The following is a 16,701-nucleotide window of genomic DNA, read 5'->3' as shown; positions in this document are numbered from 1 at the left end:
GCCCGGTAGATCCACGCCTTGCGTGGATGGGTGCCACGCCATGCGTAGATGAACCTCCACACGGCCGGGCACCACCCGGCCGTGCTAGCCTGACCGTGCAACAGACAAGCGGCAGGAGGTTCCCATGGAAATTCCACAGGACGTGTACGAGCACGTACTGGGCGTGGCGGTCGAAATGGCCAATGCCAGCACCCACGGCGATACCCGCAGCCAGTGGCGGCTGCACGACGAGCTGCGGCAGTACTGCGATGCGATGGCGGTGGAAGGCCGCGACCATCCTTTCCTCTGGGAAACCCTGGGTGACTTCACCAGCGACAGCGGCGTGGCCATCGGCTACTACGAGCGCGCGCTGACCCAGGCGCGCCAGCTGGGCGTGATCGAAGGCGAAGCGTCGATCTGCCTGGAACTGGCACGGCGCCACATCGACCAGGGCGAGACCGAGCGCGGTTACGAGTTCGCGCTGCTCGCCGACGAAGCCGCACGGCAGACCGACGACCTCGATCTGCGCCGCGAAATCAGCCAGTTCCTTCTGGAAAACTCATGACCCACCTCCGACGTTCGCGATACTGCGCCACTGCCGTGGCCCTGCTGACGGCCATGGCCTGCGCGCAGGCGCAGCCGCCGGTGGCGGTCAACCCGCTGCTGCTGAAGCCGGTGGACCAGGTCACCCCGGATGAGGTGCGCGGCATGCAGCAGCGCCTGTCCGACTGGGCCAACCTGGCCCGTTACCGCGAGGCCAACGCGCGCGTACCGGCCAAGCAGGCCGGTGTGCCGCGCGTGCTGTTCTACGGCGATTCCATCACCCAGCTGTGGGGCGAGAAGGATCCGGCACAGTTCTTCCCCGGCAAGGGTTATCTCAACCGTGGCATCAGCGGGCAGACCACGCCGCAGATGCTGCTGCGTTTCCGCCAGGACGTCATTGCGCTGCAGCCGGACGTGGTGCTCATCCTCGCCGGCACGAATGACATTGCCGGCAATACCGGGCCCAGCACGCAGGCGATGATCGAAGACAACCTGCACGCGATGGTCGAACTGGCGCGTGCGCACGGCATCCGCGTGGTGCTGGCGTCGGTGCTGCCGGTGAGCGAGTACCGGTGGATGCCCGGTATCGAACCTGCACCCAAGGTGCGCGCCCTGAACGCCGCGCTCAAGCAGTACGCCGATGCGCAGGGGCTGGTGTACCTGGACTATTACTCGGCGATGGCCAATGCAGACGGTGGACTGGATCCGGCGTTGGCGGCCGATGGCGTGCATCCCACCGCGAAGGGCTATGCGCTGATGTCGCCGCTGGCGGAACAGGCGATTGCGCAGGCGCTGAAAGCCACGCCGCCCGGCAAGCACTGATCGTCTTCGCTGGGTATGGCGGCCGTGTCCAACAAGGTGGTCAAGACCGTGGCGCGCGCCGTGTTCAAGCGCAGCCCGGTGCTGGTCACCGAGCTCTATTCAAGCGCCGGCGAGCAGCCGCGCCGCTACGATTCCGCCGAGGCGCTGTGTGAGCACGGCAGGGCATTGCAGTGGGTCTCAGGCGGCATGTTGCTGATCGGCGTGCAGTACGCGGACATGGGCGGCGCCGTGCGCGTTCGCCCGTTCGACAGCGGGCGCGGTGACTCCGCGCGCGTCATGGTGTCCGGCTGGGGGCTGATCTCGATCCTGCTGCCGATGGCCATCGATGCGAACGTCGGCGCGAAAGTGCAGGTCCTGACCGAGCGCGCCGCACTGGCCCGTGAGCGCGGCGCGCTGGATGTTCCGCCGGTGTGCGACTGGAACTGGAAATCGGTGGAGTCGCACAAGCGTCGCTTGCAGGATGTACTCAGGAAAGCCCTGTAAGGCGCCCGCTCAGTCGTCGTCGCGCTTCAACGCCGTATCCGCCGCCAGCAGCGCCTGCGCGGCCGCACTCAGCGGCGGTGAGGGCGGCGTATCGCAGCCGATGGCCGCCATCATCCGCTCCATGCCGACGAAGCTGCGCGCGCGGCGGTCGTAGATGCCGGTGACCAGCAGCGCGCGGGTGGCGACTTTCTGCTCCGGCCCGACCAGCACGCGCTGCTCCATGATGATGCGCGTACCGACCCAGCCGGCCAGCCGCGTTTCCAGGGTGAACTGCTGGAAGGGCTTGAGCTCGCGACGGAACTGGATGGTGCCCGCACCAACGATGGGTGCCCACTTCTCGCGCAGCGCCACTTTGCCCAGGCCCATGCGCAGGATCAGGTCCAGCCGGCCCAGGTCGAAGATGTTCCAGTAGCGGCCATTGGTCATGTGCAGGTTGCTGTCCAGGTGGTTGGGCAGCACCCGGAACGGCAGCCGCGAGACCCCGAACGGGGCGTCCAGCTTCGGCCGGAACAGGCTGCACAGCAGCAGGTGGAGCAGGCGGAACCAGAGATTCATGACTATGACGACTGTTATAGGACGGGCGATACGCTAATCTATGACGACTGTCCTAGCAAGGTGAGCGGCATGAGCCCGCGAGCGTCCGATGCCCCCCAGCGCGTGATCGATGCGGCCGCCCAGATGCTGGCGCGGGTCGGGCTCAATGCCACCAGCATCCGCGAGGTGACCAAGCTGGCCGAGGCGCCGCTGGGCTCGACCTACCACCATTTCCCGGGCGGCAAGCAGGAGCTGCTGGCCCGCGCCACGCAGATGGCAGGCGACAGAGTGGAGGCTCTGCTGGTGGAGCTGCTGCAAGGGGGCGCGGTGCAGGGTCTGCAGCAGTTCCTGGCGATGTGGCGCGAGCGCCTGCTGCGCACACAGTTCCGCGCCGGCTGCCCGGTGCTGGCCGCGGCGGTGGAAGAACCGGTTGAAGCGGTCGCGAGCCAGCCGCGTGCTGCCGCCGCCGAGGTGTTCGCACGTTGGCAGGGCCATCTGGCCCAGGCCTTCGTGGCCGACGGTCACGCACCGGAACAGGCGGCCGCGCTGGCCAGTCTGGTCATCGCCAGCGTGGAAGGTGCGGTGGCCATGAGCCGCGCGCTGCAGGACATCGCCCCGTTCGACCAGGTGGCCGCCCAGCTGCTGAAGGCAGCCGCGCCGCCCACACGCTAGAATCGACCCGAACGCACCCACGCGTGCCCGGCAAGGATGTCCGCATGCTGCACTCCCTTTGGTCCGGCCCAGTGCCGGCATGAAGCAGACCAAGCGCTTCAACCGCACGCCGTTGAAGCTGCCGATGACACGCAGCAGTGAAGTCGCCCGCGCGCGACGGCAGCTGCAGCACCACGGGTGGCCGCGCCTGCAGATGGCGCTGATCGTGTTGCTGACCGGTGGCGCCGGTTTCCTCGCCTCGCATGCGCTGCGCCTGGCCGGCCTGGACAGCATGCTGCTGCGTTATCCGCTGGCGGTGCTGCTGGCCTATACCGTGTTCCTGCTGCTGATGTGGCTCTGGATCCGCTGGCGCTGGGATGCGGTGGCTGACGGTGCTGCCGAGGTCGCCGGCAATGGCGGCGTCGGTGGCAGCTCCCCACGCGCGGGCCCTTCATGGGGCGGCAACGGCGGTAATTCCGGTGGTGGCGGTGCCTCGGCGTCGTGGGCTGAAGCCTCGGCCCCGTCCATCACCGACTCCGATGGCGCGTCCCTGCTGGAGGTTGCAGACGGTGAGGCCGGGCTGCCACTGCTGGCCGTGCTCGGTCTTCTCGCGCTGGTGGCCACCGTGCTGCTGGCCAGTGTCTGGGTGGTGTGGTCGGCGCCGGTGCTGATGGCCGAGCTGCTGGTGGACGCCGCCATTGTCGGTGGCCTGTACCGGCGCATGCAGGGCATGGGCGCGCAGGGGTGGTGGCGGTTGTGCCTGTCGCACACGTTCTGGCCGCTGCTGGGCCTGGTGGTGTTCTTCGCCGCGCTGGGCTGGGGTGCACAGCAGCTGGCGCCGGACGCGGTCAATCTCATGCAGGTGGTGCAGGCGCTGTAGCGTCGCTGCGCGTGCCCGCAGGGCCGCGGTCCTTCTTCAACACAGGGTGCTCGAGCACCGGGTGGTCATGAGCAGATACGTTGCATGGAAGCGTATATGGGCCATCGCCGCTGTGGTTTCGGCAGTGGCGTTGCTGTGCCTGGCCTGCACGCTGAAGCCCTGGCAGAACGCATCCCTCGGGCCGCCGACGGTGAACCTTGGCACCGCGCAGATGCAGGCGGAGATCATGGCGCTTGCGATCAGGAACCCCATCCTGCCACCACCGCCCCGGTCGTTGCCGGTGCCCATGGCGATGGGGGGCCGTGGGGCTGCGAGGGCAGACCGCTGGCGTCCCGAGGTGCAACGGCAGTTGTCCGATCCTGTGCCTGCCGCAACCATCGTGATCGACCAGACACTGCCGTACTGCCAGCCGGGAGGCCATGCTCGGTTCTGCCAGGATGACGATGATCTGGTGGACTGGGTGGAGGAGCGCCCGATGTACCAGCTGCGGCGGCAGTTGCAGGCACAGCTGCCGCTGGCCAACCGGCGCAGCAGGCGGGTGCCGGATGCAGCGCTGGAGGGCGCTGCGCATCTGGGTTTCGTGCAGCTGCGCACGATCCAGAAGCAGGGGTGCCAGCGGTCCGCAACGGAGGAGAGCCTTGAAGAGAGCGTGATCCTCCTGCTGTCGATGCCGGTGTTCAGTGCGGACAACCAATGGGCCATGATTGCCGTGGCCGCTGACTACTGTTCAAGCATCGGGGGCCAGCGTTCCCGTATGCTGTTCCACAGGGAAGAGGGGCGCTGGGTGCTGGAACGACCCGAACTGGCCCTATCGGGAATCCGTCGAGGGCGGGCGCTGTGGCCCGGCCGGGGATGAGTCAATCGCCAAGGAGAGGCATATGCAATCTGCTGCACGCAGTAACAGGATGTGGTGTTGGATGATGGGCGCGATGTTCGCGCTGTTGATGCCCTTCACCGTGATGGGCCAGGCCGCGCCTCCTGCGGCGCAACCGGCCGTCGATACCGCCGTCGCCGCCGAAGAGGCGGAGTGCCGCGCCTGCACGTATGAACGGATCGGCCGCAAGGTCGATATCGGTCTGGTGGCCTTGATGGCCACGCTGATCATCGGCGTGCTGTTCGCCGTCTCCCGCGAGTGGGGAACGTCCTCGCAGCGTTGGACCTGCCGCAGCACGGCACCTGTTCCTCGCGGCGATGGGCCTGGTGTTCGTGCGGCGCGCCGGCAGCGTGCTCTACCTGGGCTACAGCCCGTGGCAGGAGGTGCCGTCGCTGGTCATCGCAGGGTGGGTCGATGGCCTGCTGACCACCTCGCCGCGCTGGCTGATGGCCCTGCTGCTGATGGCCGCGGCACCGCTCGTCTGGAGGCGCAGCGAGCAGCTGCCACGCTGGCGTATCGCCTGAGGCAGCGCCGGGCAATGCCCGGCGTTTCCACGCTGGCGCTCACTCAAAGCGCCAGCGCACCCCTGCATACACGCCGCGGCCTTCGCCCGGCGTCGAGCGCGCGACATCCTTGCCCGCGTCGTTGTAGCCCGGCGTGACCGTTGCCGCGTAGTGGCGGTCGCCGATGTTGCGCATCTCCGCCCAGGCCTGCCAGCGGCCACCCGGTGCGTCGTAGCCGATGCGGCTGCCGAAGATCACGTGGCTGTCGGCCCAGTAGCTGTTGGCATAATCCACCGCGATGCGCGAGGCGTACTCGGTGTTCAGTGCGGCATACAGGCCCGAGGCATGGTCGAAGCGCAGTTCGGCCTGGTAGCTGTGCTGCGGCAGGCCGGGCAGGCGGTTGCTGCCGAAGCGCGCGTCGTGGCGGTAGCGGAAATCGCTGAACGTGTAGGCCTGGCGCAGCGACAGGCGGCCCGGCACACCCTGCCACAGCGTGCTGCCCAGGCCGGCCTCGATGCCGCGGTGCACGGTGGGGCTGGCATTGTTCTCGGCCACGAACAGGTTCGGCACCGGCTGCAGCTCGACGCTCAGCAGTTCGTGGTTCACGTGCGCGTAGTAGCCGGTCAGTTCCCAGCGGCCCAGCGCAGCTTCGCCACGCGCGCCCAGTTCCAGCGTGGTGGCGGTCTGGTTCTGCATCGCCACCGGCGTGCTCTGGCGGCCGGTCGACGGACCGTTGCCAGCGCCGAAGAACTGGTTCGAACCCCAGATCATCGACCACGGGTGCGGCGCTTCCACCGAGCGGCTGAGGTTGCCGAACCACTGCGTCTGCGCGCTGTGCTGCCAGGTGAAGCCCAGGCGCGGCGCGTAATCCCAGTCGTGGTCACGCAGGCGGCCACCGCTGGTGGGCCAGGTCACCTGCACATCGCTGCGGGTGTTGATCAGGGCGAAGCCGGTCTGCACGCGCAGGCGATCATTCACCGCCAGATTGTTGCCGATGTGCAGCGTGCTCTGGGTGCCGAGATGGCGGAAATCACGCGTGTGCGTGCCGGCCGCATAGCCGTTGCTGGCAAAGCGCAGCGACTCGCGCACGTTGGCATCCAGATCGTGGGTCACGCGCAGGCCGACGGTGGTTTCGCTGTCCAGCCCGAACAGCGGATGGCGGCGGCGGTAGTCCAGCGTCGCGTTGAGGTCGGCGTAGTCCAGCTGCTGGCGGTACAGACTCTCGCCCAGGTCCATCGGGTACTTGTGGTAGACCAGCCCGGCCTGCAGCGAGGAATCCTCGTCGATCTGCAGGGTGGTCATGTTGCCGATCCAGGTGCTGCCCGGCTGCGGGCGGCGCGCGTCGATGGCGAGGTTGGCCGGGTTGGCCGCACGCGGATCATTGCGGATCTGGTCGCGGGTCAGGCGCCCGGGCGTTTCGTGATTGGTCTCGCGGTAGCGCACGAAGAAGCGCGTCTGCAGGTCGGGGCTGATCTGCCAGCCGATGTTGGCCATCGCGCCCTTGCCGTCGCCGCGCGCGTGGCGCTGGTAGCCGTCGAACTCGCTGTCGGTGTAGGCCAGGAAGTAATCGACATCACCACTGACGCCGCCCCAGCTGATTCCGCGCTTCTGGTAGCCGCGGCTGCCGGCTTCGTAGTGCAGCTGCACGCCGGCCGAGTCTCGTCCGCTGCGGCTGACATAGTCGATGGCGCCACCCAGCGCCAACGCGCCGCGCTCGAAACCATTGGCGCCGCGCAGTACTTCCACGCGCGACAGCCACAGCGGTTCCAGCAGTTCGTAGGGCGTGCCGCCCGGGCCGGTCAGCGGCAGGCCGTCAAGGGAGACCGCAATGCCCGAGGCATGCGCGCCCGGCCCACGGTTGATGCCCGAACCGCGGATCGACACCTTGGTGCCCTCGTTGCCCGGCGACTGCGCGCTGATGCCGGGCTGGTAGGCCAGCACGTCGGCGCTGCTGGACAGGCGGCTGTCGGCCTTGGCGACGTCGATGACGTTGCTGGCGCCGGGCACGCGCTTGAGCGCCTCGCGGGCCTGGGCGCTGGCATCGGCGGCAGTGACCTGCACCGCGTCCAGCGTGGTGGCCTGCGGGGCGGCGTGGGCGGTGGCGGCAAGGCCGAGGGAGACGGCCAGGAACAACAGCGACGGGGTGGGGCGGTAAGACGAGAGCGACATGTGGACAGGCTGTAAACCACGAAAGTGGCGCGCAAGTTAACAGGTCGCGGGCGGTACGTCACCCATCAGTGCCGTATGGGGGCATGCCCTTGTAGAGTCGAGCCATGCTCGACTGGCGAAGTCGGCTGCATCAAAACAACGCAGTCGAGCATGGCTCGACTCTACAAAGACGGCTTCGCCAGCGCCTTCGCCTTCTCGTACAGCGCTTTGGCAGTCTCCGCATCGCCCAGCGCGGCATGGCATTCGGCCAGGCTGTCCCAGACATTGGCCGAATCCGGGTACAGCTCGGTGTTGAGGGTAAATACCTTCAGCGCCTTGCCCGCACCCAGGCTCTCGCGGATCGCGTAGCCGCTGGCGTTGATCGCGCGTTCGCGTTCGCTGTCGGTGATGCGGATGTTGTCCTGCAACCAGTCGCGCATCGCCTGTGCCGCGCCAGCCGTCTCATCCGACGCATAGGCGATCAGGCGCTCGGACAGCACCGCACTCGGAAACTCCTGCGGTGCAGCCACCGCCATCGTGCTCTCCACCAAGGTGCTCGACCACACATTGCGCGCGCTGCCATTGGTCAAGTACACGAACACCCAGTAACCGCTGGCCAGGCTGCCCTTGTAGGCCAGCCGCGCCCGCACGCGGGTGCCACCATCGTGGCCGACCTGGGTGTAGCCATCGCTGCGCGTGGTATCCCAGCCCGTGGAGAAGAAATTGCTGCCGCCGCTGGCGAGCTTCTGCGGCTGCCAAAGCTTTTCCAGTGTCGCTGTACGCAGCAGCTTGCCGGTAGCCAGCGCCTGCAGGAAGCGGTTCATGTCGCCGACGGTGGTCTGCAGGTCCGCGTGGCCCCAGCCATAGTGCGGCCACGGATCTTCATCGGCCGCCTGCAACGCTCCGTCCTTGCCGGTGTACGGCACTGCCGCGCGTGCTGCTGGCACGCTGTCCAGCCCCCACGAAGTACTGCGCATCTTCAGTGGCTGCAGGATGCGTTCGCGGGCGATGGCCGGGTAGGGCTTGTGGTAGTGCGCTTCCAGCAACGCGGTCAGCACCAGGTAGTTGGCCTGGGTGTACTGCACGCGGCTGCCGGTGGCGAACTGCATCGGCGCCGCGCCGGCCACCTTCAGTGCAGCGGCAAGATCCGGTGCAACGCCGGGGTAGCCCTTGCTCACCCAGCGGTTGTCCACGCGGTCGTAGTACTCGGCGATGCCGGAGCTGTGGTTGAGGAAATCGCGCACATGGATCGCCTGCCAGGCGGCGGGCAGATCGGGGACATAGCGGCTGGCGGGCGCGTCGAGATCCAGCGTGCCCTGATCGACCAGCTGCATCACCAGCGTGCTGGTCAGCAGCTTGGCCATCGACTGCGCGGCGAAGATACTGTCGACGGTGGCCACTGCATGCGTGGCCGGGTCGCGTTCACCGCTGGCGCCCTGGTAGAGCACGTGGTCGTTGTGGGCGACGAGCACGGCCTGGCCGGCAATGCCATAGCGCTCGCGGTTGATCTGCAGTTGGGTATCCAGTCGGGTCGAAAGCCCGTCGCGAACATCACGCGCCGAGGCGGGCAGGGTGACTGCCACGGCGCAGAAGAGTGCAGCAAGGGCGCGATACATCGCGGTGGTCCGTCAGCGGCGATGGCGCATCTTGGTCAGGGCGGAAGATCGGGTCAAGAGCAGCGATTCCCGCCCCAGGGAAAGCCGGCCAGCGGCCGGCTCTACCACACGTTCAAGGTAGCGCCGGGCCGTGCCGGGCGACGCTCGATCAGCCCAGAATCCCCGGCAGATCCAGCCCCTTCTCCTTCGCGCACTCCACCGCGATCTCATACCCGGCATCGGCATGGCGCATCACACCGGTGGCCGGGTCGTTCCACAGCACGCGGCCAATCCGCTTCGCCGCCGCTTCCGTGCCATCGCAGACAATCACCATTCCCGCGTGCTGCGAGAAGCCCATGCCCACGCCGCCGCCGTGGTGCAGCGACACCCATGTGGCACCGCTGGCGGTGTTGAGCAGGGCATTGAGCAGCGGCCAGTCGGACACCGCATCGGAACCATCGGCCATCGCCTCGGTCTCGCGGTTTGGCGAGGCCACGCTGCCGCTGTCCAGATGGTCACGGCCGATCACCACCGGCGCCTTCAGTTCGCCGTTCGCCACCATCTCGTTGAAGGCCAGCCCCAGGCGATCGCGATCGCCCAGGCCCACCCAGCAGATGCGCGCGGGCAGGCCCTGGAACTTGATCTTCTCGGCGGCCATGTCCAGCCAGCGGTGCAGGTGCGGATTGTCCGGAATCAGCTCCTTCACCTTGGCATCGGTCTTGGCGATGTCTTCCGGGTCGCCGCTCAGCGCGGCCCAGCGGAACGGGCCGATGCCGCGGCAGAACAGGGGGCGGATGTAGGCCGGCACGAAACCGGGGAAGTCGAAGGCATTGGCCACGCCTTCTTCCAGCGCCATCTGCCGCAGGTTGTTGCCGTAGTCCACGGTCGGCACGCCCAGCGCATGGAAGCCGAGCATGGCGCGGATGTGGTTGGCCATCGATGCACGCGCGGCCTTTTCAACTTCCTTCGGCGCAGAAACACGCTTCTCGTCCCACTGCTCGACCGTCCAGCCCTGCGGCAGGTAGCCGTTCACCGGGTCGTGCGCCGAGGTCTGGTCGGTCAGCAGGTCGGGCTTGATGCCGCGTTCCAGCAGTTCGGCCAGCACGTCAGCCACATTGCCCAGCAGGCCTACCGACTTCGGCGTGCCTGCCTTGCAGGCTTCATCGATCAGCCGCAGTGCTTCATCCAGGTTGTCGGTCCAGGTGTCCAGGTAGCCGGTGCGCAGGCGCATGTCGATGCTGCTCTTGCGGCATTCGACGGCCAGGCACGAGGCGCCGGCCATCACCGCGGCCAGCGGCTGCGCGCCACCCATGCCGCCCAGGCCACCGGTGAACAGCCACTTGCCGGTCAGGTCGCCACCGAAATGCTGGCGGCCCATTTCCACGAAGGTCTCGTAGGTGCCCTGCACGATGCCCTGCGCGCCGATGTAGATCCAGCTGCCGGCAGTCATCTGGCCGTACATGGCCAGGCCCTTCCTATCCAGCTCGTTGAAGTGGTCCCAGTTGGCCCAGCGCGGCACCAGGTTGGAATTGGCGATCAGCACGCGCGGTGCATCGGCATGGGTGCGGAACACGCCCACCGGCTTGCCCGACTGCACCAGCAGGGTCTGGTCATCGTCCAGCCGCTTGAGCGTTTCGACGATGGCATCGAAGCTTTCCCAGTCGCGCGCGGCACGGCCGATGCCGCCGTACACCACCAGTTCCTGGGGGCGCTCGGCCACGTCCGGGTGCAGGTTGTTCATCAGCATGCGCAGCGGCGCTTCGGTCAGCCAGCTCTTGGCGTTCAGCGTGGTGCCGGTGGGCGCGATGATGGTGCGGCTGGGGTCGTTGCGGGTCATGCGGCGCTCCGGTTCGTAGCGAATTCAAGGCAGGCGTTGAGCACCTGCGCCAGGGTGTGGCGCAGCGGTGCGGCGTGTTCGGGGTCAAGCGGGGTGGGCCAGCTGTGCTCGTCCACCTGGTCGGGCAGCGGCTCGTGCATGTAGCCACGGCAGGCCAGTTCCATCTGCAGCGTGTGCACGCCACCGGGGATGTCGCTGTAGTGGCGGGTGATCCAGCCGCCCTTGAAGCGGCCGTTGCGCACCTGGCTCATGCCGCTGATCTTCAAGAGGTTCTCCACCACATCGCTCAGTGCGTTGTCGCAGGAGGTATCCGGTGCACCGGACGGACCGGCCGTGCCCAGGTTGAACTGCGGCAGCTCGCCGTCGAACAGGTGCGGGATATGCGAGCGGATCGAATGCGCGTCATACACCACCACCGTGCCGTGGCGCGCACGCAGGCGTGCGATCTGCGCGGCCAGCGCATCGTGGTAGGGCGCGAAATACGTGTCGCGGCGGCGGCCGATCTCCGCCTCATCCGGCTCGCGGCCGGCGTGGTACAGCGGCTGGTTGTCGAAGGTGGTCAGCGGGCACAGGCCGGTGGTGTTCTGGCCCGGGTACAGCGACACGCCGCTGGGGTCGCGGTTGAGGTCGATCACCGAACGCGAGATCGCCGAGCGCACGGTGGTCGCGCCCATCCCGCGCACGAAGTCGTAGAGGTCGTGCACCCACCAGTCGGCGTCGCGCCGCGCCAGCCACGGCGAGTGGTAATCGCCCATCAGCTCGTGCGGCAGCTCGCTGCCGGTATGCGGGAAGCTGACGATCAACGGGGCATCGCCCTCGTGCACCGTCAGCCATTCGGGACGGGCATTCATGCCTGCGGCTCCACGGTCGGCAGCAGTTCGCCCAGGCCCTGTGCCAGTGCGCCGCTGCGTACCAGGTTCGTGGCGACCACCATGTCCGGGTGGAAGTAGCGGTCTTCTTCCAGCGTCGGCACCTGCGCGCGGAGGGTGGCACGCACGGTTTCCAGCGCAGCGCTGGAGCGTAGCGGCGCGTGGAAATCGCAGCCCTGCGCGGCGGCCAGCAGCTCGATGCCGATCACGTTGGCCGCGTTCTCGGCCATCTGCATCAGGCGGCGTGCACCGTGCGCGGCCATCGACACGTGGTCTTCCTGGTTTGCCGAGGTCGGGATCGAATCGACGCTGGCCGGGTAGGCGCGCTGCTTGTTTTCAGAGACCAGCGCGGCGGCGGTCACCTGCGGAATCATGAAGCCGGAATTCAGGCCCGGGCGCGGGGTCAGGAACGCGGGCAGGCCGGACAGTGCCGGGTCGACCAGCATCGCCAGGCGGCGCTCGCTGATCGAACCGATCTCGCACACGGCCATCGCCAGCATGTCGGCGGCGAAGGCCACCGGTTCGGCGTGGAAGTTGCCGCCGGACAGTGCTTCGCCCGTGTCGGTGAACACCAGCGGATTGTCGGACACACCGTTGGCTTCGATTTCCAGCGTGGTCGCGGCCTGGCGCAGGATGTCCAGCGCCGCGCCCATCACCTGCGGCTGGCAGCGCAGGCAGTACGGATCCTGCACGCGCACATCGTTGTCGCGATGCGATTCGCGGATGTCCGAGCCCTGCATCAGCGAACGCAGGGTGGCGGCGGTGGCGATCTGCCCGCGCTGGCCGCGGATGGCATGGATGCGCGGATCGAACGGCGTGTCCGAACCCTTGGCTGCTTCCACCGACAGCGCACCGGTCACCAGCGCGGCCTGGAACACGGTCTCAATCTCGAACAGACCGGCCAGCGCATACGCCGTGGAGAACTGGGTGCCGTTGAGCAGAGCCAGGCCTTCCTTCGCGTCCAGCTCCACCGGCTGCAGGCCAACGCGTGCCAGGGCGTCCATCGCCGGCAGACGCTCCTCGCCGATGAAGGCCTCGCCCACGCCCAGCATCACGCTGGCCAGGTGCGAAAGCGGGGCCAGGTCACCGGACGCGCCGACCGAGCCCTGCGCCGGCACCACCGGCAGCACGCCCTTCACCAGCATCGCCTCCAGCAGCAGCAGGGTTTCCTCGCGCACGCCCGAAGCGCCCTGCGCCAGGCTGACCAGCTTCAGCGCCATCATCAGCCGCACCACGCTGGCCGGCATCGGCTCGCCCACGCCGGCGGCATGCGAGAGCACGATGTTCCGCTGCAGGGTGGCCAGGTCTTCGCGCTCGATGCGCACGCTGGCCAGCTTGCCGAAGCCGGTGTTGATGCCATACACAGGCGCGCCTTTGGCGACGATGGCGGCCACCGCGGCGGCACTGGCGCGCACCACCGGCAGCGCAGCCGGGTCCAGTGCAAGCGGCGCACCCCGGTAGACCTGCCGCCACTGGGCGAGGGTGACATGGCCGGGGCGAAGAACCAGGGTGTTGCTCATGTGTTGCTCCAGGAAGCAGGCAGGTCGGGCTGCCCGCGCACCACGCGCGCGTGCAGCGGGTTGAATCCCATGCGATAGACCAGGTCGGCCGGCGCGTCGATGTCCCAGATCGCCAGGTCGCAGTCCAGGCCCACCGACAGGCGGCCGATGCGCTCGCCGTGGCCCAGCGCGCGCGCTGCTTCACGGGTGAAGCCGGCAATGCATTCGTCCACGGTCAGGCGGAACAGGGTCGCGCCCATGTTCATCGCCAGCAGCGGGCTGGTCAGCGGCGAGGTGCCGGGGTTGCTGTCGGTGGCCAGGGCCAGCGGCACGCCGGCCGCACGCAGCGCGGCGATCGGGGGCAGGGTGGTATCGCGGGTGAAATAGAAGGCGCCGGGCAGCAGCACGGCCACCGTGCCGGCAGCGGCCATCGCGGCAATGCCGGCCTCGTCGAGGTGTTCGATATGGTCGGCCGACAGCGCACCGAAACCGGCGGCCAGTTCGGCGCCATGCTGGTTGCTCATCTGTTCGGCATGGATCTTCACCGCCAGCCCGTTCGCACGTGCCGACTCAAAAACCTGCCGCGCCTGCGCCGGCGAGAACGCGATGTTCTCGCAGAACACGTCCACGGCCTCGGCCAGGCCCTCAGCGGCGATGGCCGGGATCATCACGTTGCACACCTCGTCGGTGTACTCCTGCGCCTCGCGCCCCGGCGGTACCGCGTGCGCGCCGAGGAAGGTCGGCACCACGTTCACCCGGCATTCCTCGCCGAGTGCGCGGGCCACCTGCAGCTGCTTGCGCTCGTCGTCCAGGGTCAGGCCGTAGCCGGATTTGATCTCGACCGTGGTGATGCCCTCGGCGCGCATCGCCAGCAGGCGCGGGCGGCTCTCGTTGGCCAACTGCTGCGGCGAAGCGGCGCGGGTGGCGCGCACGGTGGAGACGATGCCGCCGCCGGCGCGGGCGATGTCGGCATAGCTGACGCCCTGCAGGCGCTGCTCGAACTCATTGGCGCGGTTGCCGGCGTAGACCAGGTGGGTGTGGCAGTCGACCAGGCCCGGCGAGATCCAGCGGCCTTCGCCATCGATGCGGGTGGTCGGCTGCAGGTGCGCATCGCTGCCGGCCGGGCCGACATGAACGATGCGGCCCTCGGCGCAGGCCAGCACGCCATCGGTGATGACACCCAGGCCCTCGCCATCGAGGGTCATCAGGTGGACGTTGGACCAGAGGGTATCGACGTGCATGGCATCCACAACGCGGCTGTGCTTATATGTCTATACAATATAGGCGTCCATTTCGGGTTGTCCAGCCATGTCCGATTCGCGTTCCCCGCACTGTTTCCATGCCGCCCACGCCCTGCTGGCCGAGGGCTGGGCGCGCGACGTGCGCCTGCAGGTGCAGGGCGGCCGCATCACAGGCATTGAAACGGGGCAGGGCGCGCAGGACGGTGATACCCGCGTCGGCCTGCTGCTGCCGGGCCTGCCCAACCTGCACAGCCACGCCTTCCAGCGCGGCATGGCCGGCCTGACCGAGATCGGTGGCGGCGACGGCGACAGCTTCTGGAGTTGGCGCGAGCTGATGTACCGTTTCCTGGCCCATCTGCGCCCGGAGGCGGTGCAGGCCATCGCCGCCCAGGCCTACATGGAAATGCTGGAAAGCGGCTTCACCCGCGTCGGCGAATTCCATTACCTGCACCACCAGGCCAACGGCCAGGCGCATGACGACCCGGCCGAGATGAGCGCGCGCATCGCCGTCGCCGCCGAGCAGACCGGCATCGGCCTGACCCTGCTGCCGGTGTTCTACGCCCACGCCGATTTCGGTGGCGCACCGCCCAATCCCGCACAGCGCCGGCTGATCCACCATGTAGATGGGTTCGCGCGGCTGCTGGACGGGGCGAAGACCGCCCTGTCCACGCTGCCCGACGCGGTGCTGGGCATTGCCCCGCACAGCCTGCGCGCGGTCACCGGCGAGGAACTGGATGCCCTGCTGCCGCTGACCACCGGCCCGGTGCACATCCACATCGCCGAGCAGGTGCGCGAGGTCGAGGCCTGCCTGGCCTGGAGCGGGCAGCGGCCGGTGCAGTGGCTGTACGAAAACGCTGCCGTCGATGAGCGCTGGTGCCTGGTGCACGCCACCCACATCACCGATGCCGAGCGTGCGCAGATGGTGGCCAGCAAGGCCGTGGCCGGGCTGTGCCCGATCACCGAGGCCAATCTGGGCGATGGCCTGTTCCCGATGCAGGCGTTCGCGCGCGAGGGCGGCCGCTTCGGTGTCGGCTCGGATTCCAACGTGCTGATCGATGCCGCCGAGGAACTGCGCCTGCTCGAGTACGGCCAGCGCCTGGCGCTGCGCGGGCGCAACGTCCTCGCCCCGGATGCCACCCGCAGCAGCGGCCGTTTTCTGTTTGAAGGTGCGCTGCAGGGCGGTGCGCAGGCGCTGGGCGTGGCCGCTGGCCTGCAGGTCGGGGCCAGCGCCGATCTGCTTGAACTGGACCCCGCACACCCGGCGCTGCAGTCGCGACAGAATGACGCATGGCTTGACAGCTGGGTCTTCGCTGCACGTAATGGCGCGCTGCGTTCGGTCTGGCGCCACGGCCGCCAGGTCGTGGCCGACGGCCGCCACCTGCAGCGCGAGGCCATCACCGCCGCCTTCGCCGCTGCCCTGCGTGGCGTGCTGGGCTGACCGCCTCCCTCTTATCGAGAATCCCCACTCCCGTGAAGGCCAGCAAGTCCGCCACGCTCAACCAGCGTATCCGCAGCGATCTGGAAAGCCGCATCCTCAGTGGAGAGTGGGCGCCGGGTTTCCGCATTCCGTACGAGCACGAGCTGATGGAGCAGTACGGCTGCTCGCGGATGACGGTGAACAAGGTGCTGACCGCGCTGGCCGAGAGCGGCATGATCGAACGCCGCCGCCGTGCCGGTTCGTTCGTGGCGCGGCAGCCTCCGCACCTTGAACAGGTGGCGCTGGAAATTCCGGACATCGCCATGGAAGTCGGCTCGCGCGGGCATCAGTACGCCTATCGGCTGCTGCAGCGTGAACTGCGCCTGGCCGAGCCGGGCAATGCCGGCGAAGTTGAACTGGCCGGCAGCGAGCCGTTGCTGGCGATGCGCTGCCTGCACCTGGCCGATGGCCGACCGCTGGCGCTGGAGCACCGGTTGATCAGCCCGGTAGGCGTGCCCGAGGTGCTGGAGATCGACTTCAGCACCACCGCGCCGGGCAGCTGGCTGCTGCAGAACGTGTCCTGGACCCGCGCCCAGCACCGCATCAGCGCCTGGGGTGCGGACGCCGCCTCGGCCAAGCTGCTGGACGTGAAGCCGGGCACCGCCTGCCTGGTGATCGAGCGCCTGACTTGGCGCGGCGACCAGCCGATCACTCGCGTGCGGCAGATGTTCCTGGGCGATGCCTGGGACCTGGTGGCGCGTTTCGCGCCGGGTGCGCGGTAAGTCCGACAGGCGGGCGCTTACCTGTCGCCTTGAACTCTGTCGGT

Annotated in this window: 16 protein-coding genes; 9 read left to right on the top strand and 7 right to left on the bottom strand. The window is 68.3% G+C overall.

Annotated features, from left to right (window positions below):
• Nucleotides 1-124: 124 nt before the first annotated feature.
• The 3 genes from ACVOK1_RS02600 to ACVOK1_RS02590 are packed head-to-tail and all read left to right on the top strand — an operon-like array spanning nt 125 to nt 1,827.
• Entirely contained in the window at nt 125-544 is a 420-nt protein-coding gene (locus ACVOK1_RS02600) for a hypothetical protein (protein WP_108769234.1), read from the top strand.
• Entirely contained in the window at nt 541-1,344 is an 804-nt protein-coding gene (locus ACVOK1_RS02595) for an SGNH/GDSL hydrolase family protein (RefSeq protein WP_481560994.1), read from the top strand. The genes ACVOK1_RS02600 and ACVOK1_RS02595 overlap by 4 nt, the downstream gene beginning before the upstream one ends.
• Nucleotides 1,345-1,368: 24 nt before the next feature.
• Nucleotides 1,369-1,827, top strand: a complete 459-nt coding sequence (locus ACVOK1_RS02590; protein WP_481560993.1) for a hypothetical protein — start codon at nt 1,369-1,371, stop codon at nt 1,825-1,827.
• Between the two features lie 9 nt (nt 1,828-1,836).
• Here ACVOK1_RS02590 and ACVOK1_RS02585 read toward each other — a convergent pair whose 3' ends face one another.
• Entirely contained in the window at nt 1,837-2,382 is a 546-nt protein-coding gene (locus ACVOK1_RS02585; protein WP_481560992.1) for an acyl-CoA thioesterase, read from the bottom strand.
• A 69-nt stretch (nt 2,383-2,451) separates the two neighbouring features.
• On the opposite strand from ACVOK1_RS02585, the gene ACVOK1_RS02580 reads away from it, so the two are divergent.
• From ACVOK1_RS02580 to ACVOK1_RS02565, 4 genes are all read left to right on the top strand, one after another.
• A complete protein-coding gene (locus ACVOK1_RS02580; protein ID WP_481560991.1) occupies nt 2,452-3,033 on the top strand; it encodes a TetR/AcrR family transcriptional regulator in 582 nt (193 codons plus the stop codon).
• A 79-nt stretch (nt 3,034-3,112) separates the two neighbouring features.
• Nucleotides 3,113-3,892: a hypothetical protein gene (locus tag ACVOK1_RS02575; RefSeq protein ID WP_481560990.1), complete on the top strand. Its 780-nt coding sequence runs from the start codon at nt 3,113-3,115 to the stop codon at nt 3,890-3,892.
• A gap of 67 nt (nt 3,893-3,959) precedes the next feature.
• The gene (locus ACVOK1_RS02570) at nt 3,960-4,748 is read left to right on the top strand and encodes a hypothetical protein (protein WP_481560989.1); all 789 of its coding nucleotides are present in this window, start codon (nt 3,960-3,962) and stop codon (nt 4,746-4,748) included.
• A 335-nt stretch (nt 4,749-5,083) separates the two neighbouring features.
• A complete protein-coding gene (locus ACVOK1_RS02565) occupies nt 5,084-5,290 on the top strand; it encodes a hypothetical protein (RefSeq protein WP_481560988.1) in 207 nt (68 codons plus the stop codon).
• A 39-nt stretch (nt 5,291-5,329) separates the two neighbouring features.
• On the opposite strand, the gene ACVOK1_RS02560 is transcribed toward ACVOK1_RS02565, so the two are convergent.
• The 6 genes from ACVOK1_RS02560 to hutI form a co-directional block, all read right to left on the bottom strand.
• Nucleotides 5,330-7,438: a TonB-dependent receptor family protein gene (locus ACVOK1_RS02560; protein ID WP_481560987.1), complete on the bottom strand. Its 2,109-nt coding sequence runs from the start codon at nt 7,436-7,438 to the stop codon at nt 5,330-5,332.
• Nucleotides 7,439-7,599: 161 nt separating this feature from the next.
• Nucleotides 7,600-9,033, bottom strand: a complete 1,434-nt coding sequence (locus ACVOK1_RS02555) for a serine hydrolase (RefSeq protein WP_481560986.1) — start codon at nt 9,031-9,033, stop codon at nt 7,600-7,602.
• Between the two features lie 148 nt (nt 9,034-9,181).
• Entirely contained in the window at nt 9,182-10,849 is a 1,668-nt protein-coding gene (hutU, locus tag ACVOK1_RS02550; protein WP_481560985.1) for a urocanate hydratase, read from the bottom strand.
• Complete coding sequence (gene hutG, locus ACVOK1_RS02545; protein ID WP_481560984.1) at nt 10,846-11,700, bottom strand: N-formylglutamate deformylase; 855 nt, start codon at nt 11,698-11,700, stop codon at nt 10,846-10,848. The genes hutU and hutG overlap by 4 nt, the downstream gene beginning before the upstream one ends.
• Nucleotides 11,697-13,238: a histidine ammonia-lyase gene (gene hutH / locus ACVOK1_RS02540; protein ID WP_406235710.1), complete on the bottom strand. Its 1,542-nt coding sequence runs from the start codon at nt 13,236-13,238 to the stop codon at nt 11,697-11,699. The genes hutG and hutH overlap by 4 nt, the downstream gene beginning before the upstream one ends.
• A complete protein-coding gene (gene hutI, locus ACVOK1_RS02535; RefSeq protein WP_481560983.1) occupies nt 13,235-14,458 on the bottom strand; it encodes an imidazolonepropionase in 1,224 nt (407 codons plus the stop codon). The genes hutH and hutI overlap by 4 nt, the downstream gene beginning before the upstream one ends.
• Nucleotides 14,459-14,525: 67 nt before the next feature.
• Here hutI and ACVOK1_RS02530 point away from each other — a divergent pair, with 67 nt between their 5' ends.
• A complete protein-coding gene (locus tag ACVOK1_RS02530) occupies nt 14,526-15,896 on the top strand; it encodes a formimidoylglutamate deiminase (RefSeq protein ID WP_481560982.1) in 1,371 nt (456 codons plus the stop codon).
• A 32-nt stretch (nt 15,897-15,928) separates the two neighbouring features.
• A complete protein-coding gene (gene hutC, locus ACVOK1_RS02525; protein ID WP_164073307.1) occupies nt 15,929-16,657 on the top strand; it encodes a histidine utilization repressor in 729 nt (242 codons plus the stop codon).
• Nucleotides 16,658-16,701: the final 44 nt, after the last annotated feature.

This window comes from Stenotrophomonas sp. STEN087 (genome assembly GCF_056759115.1).
This window is presented reverse-complemented; position numbering and strand designations above follow the sequence as displayed.

Bases quoted from the DNA above. Each gene is read 5' to 3' on its own strand.
- ACVOK1_RS02530 (WP_481560982.1), top strand. From the start codon at position 14,526: ATGTCCGATTCGCGTTCCCCGCACTGTTTCCATGCCGCCCACGCCCTG.
- ACVOK1_RS02565 (WP_481560988.1), top strand. From the start codon at position 5,084: ATGGGCCTGGTGTTCGTGCGGCGCGCCGGCAGCGTGCTCTACCTGGGC.
- ACVOK1_RS02580 (WP_481560991.1), top strand. From the start codon at position 2,452: ATGAGCCCGCGAGCGTCCGATGCCCCCCAGCGCGTGATCGATGCGGCC.
- ACVOK1_RS02585 (WP_481560992.1), bottom strand. From the start codon at position 2,382: ATGAATCTCTGGTTCCGCCTGCTCCACCTGCTGCTGTGCAGCCTGTTC.
- hutU (WP_481560985.1), bottom strand. From the start codon at position 10,849: ATGACCCGCAACGACCCCAGCCGCACCATCATCGCGCCCACCGGCACC.
- hutI (WP_481560983.1), bottom strand. From the start codon at position 14,458: ATGCACGTCGATACCCTCTGGTCCAACGTCCACCTGATGACCCTCGAT.
- hutG (WP_481560984.1), bottom strand. From the start codon at position 11,700: ATGAATGCCCGTCCCGAATGGCTGACGGTGCACGAGGGCGATGCCCCG.
- hutH (WP_406235710.1), bottom strand. From the start codon at position 13,238: ATGAGCAACACCCTGGTTCTTCGCCCCGGCCATGTCACCCTCGCCCAG.
- ACVOK1_RS02595 (WP_481560994.1), top strand. From the start codon at position 541: ATGACCCACCTCCGACGTTCGCGATACTGCGCCACTGCCGTGGCCCTG.
- ACVOK1_RS02575 (WP_481560990.1), top strand. From the start codon at position 3,113: ATGAAGCAGACCAAGCGCTTCAACCGCACGCCGTTGAAGCTGCCGATG.
- ACVOK1_RS02570 (WP_481560989.1), top strand. From the start codon at position 3,960: ATGAGCAGATACGTTGCATGGAAGCGTATATGGGCCATCGCCGCTGTG.
- ACVOK1_RS02560 (WP_481560987.1), bottom strand. From the start codon at position 7,438: ATGTCGCTCTCGTCTTACCGCCCCACCCCGTCGCTGTTGTTCCTGGCC.
- ACVOK1_RS02600 (WP_108769234.1), top strand. From the start codon at position 125: ATGGAAATTCCACAGGACGTGTACGAGCACGTACTGGGCGTGGCGGTC.
- ACVOK1_RS02555 (WP_481560986.1), bottom strand. From the start codon at position 9,033: ATGTATCGCGCCCTTGCTGCACTCTTCTGCGCCGTGGCAGTCACCCTG.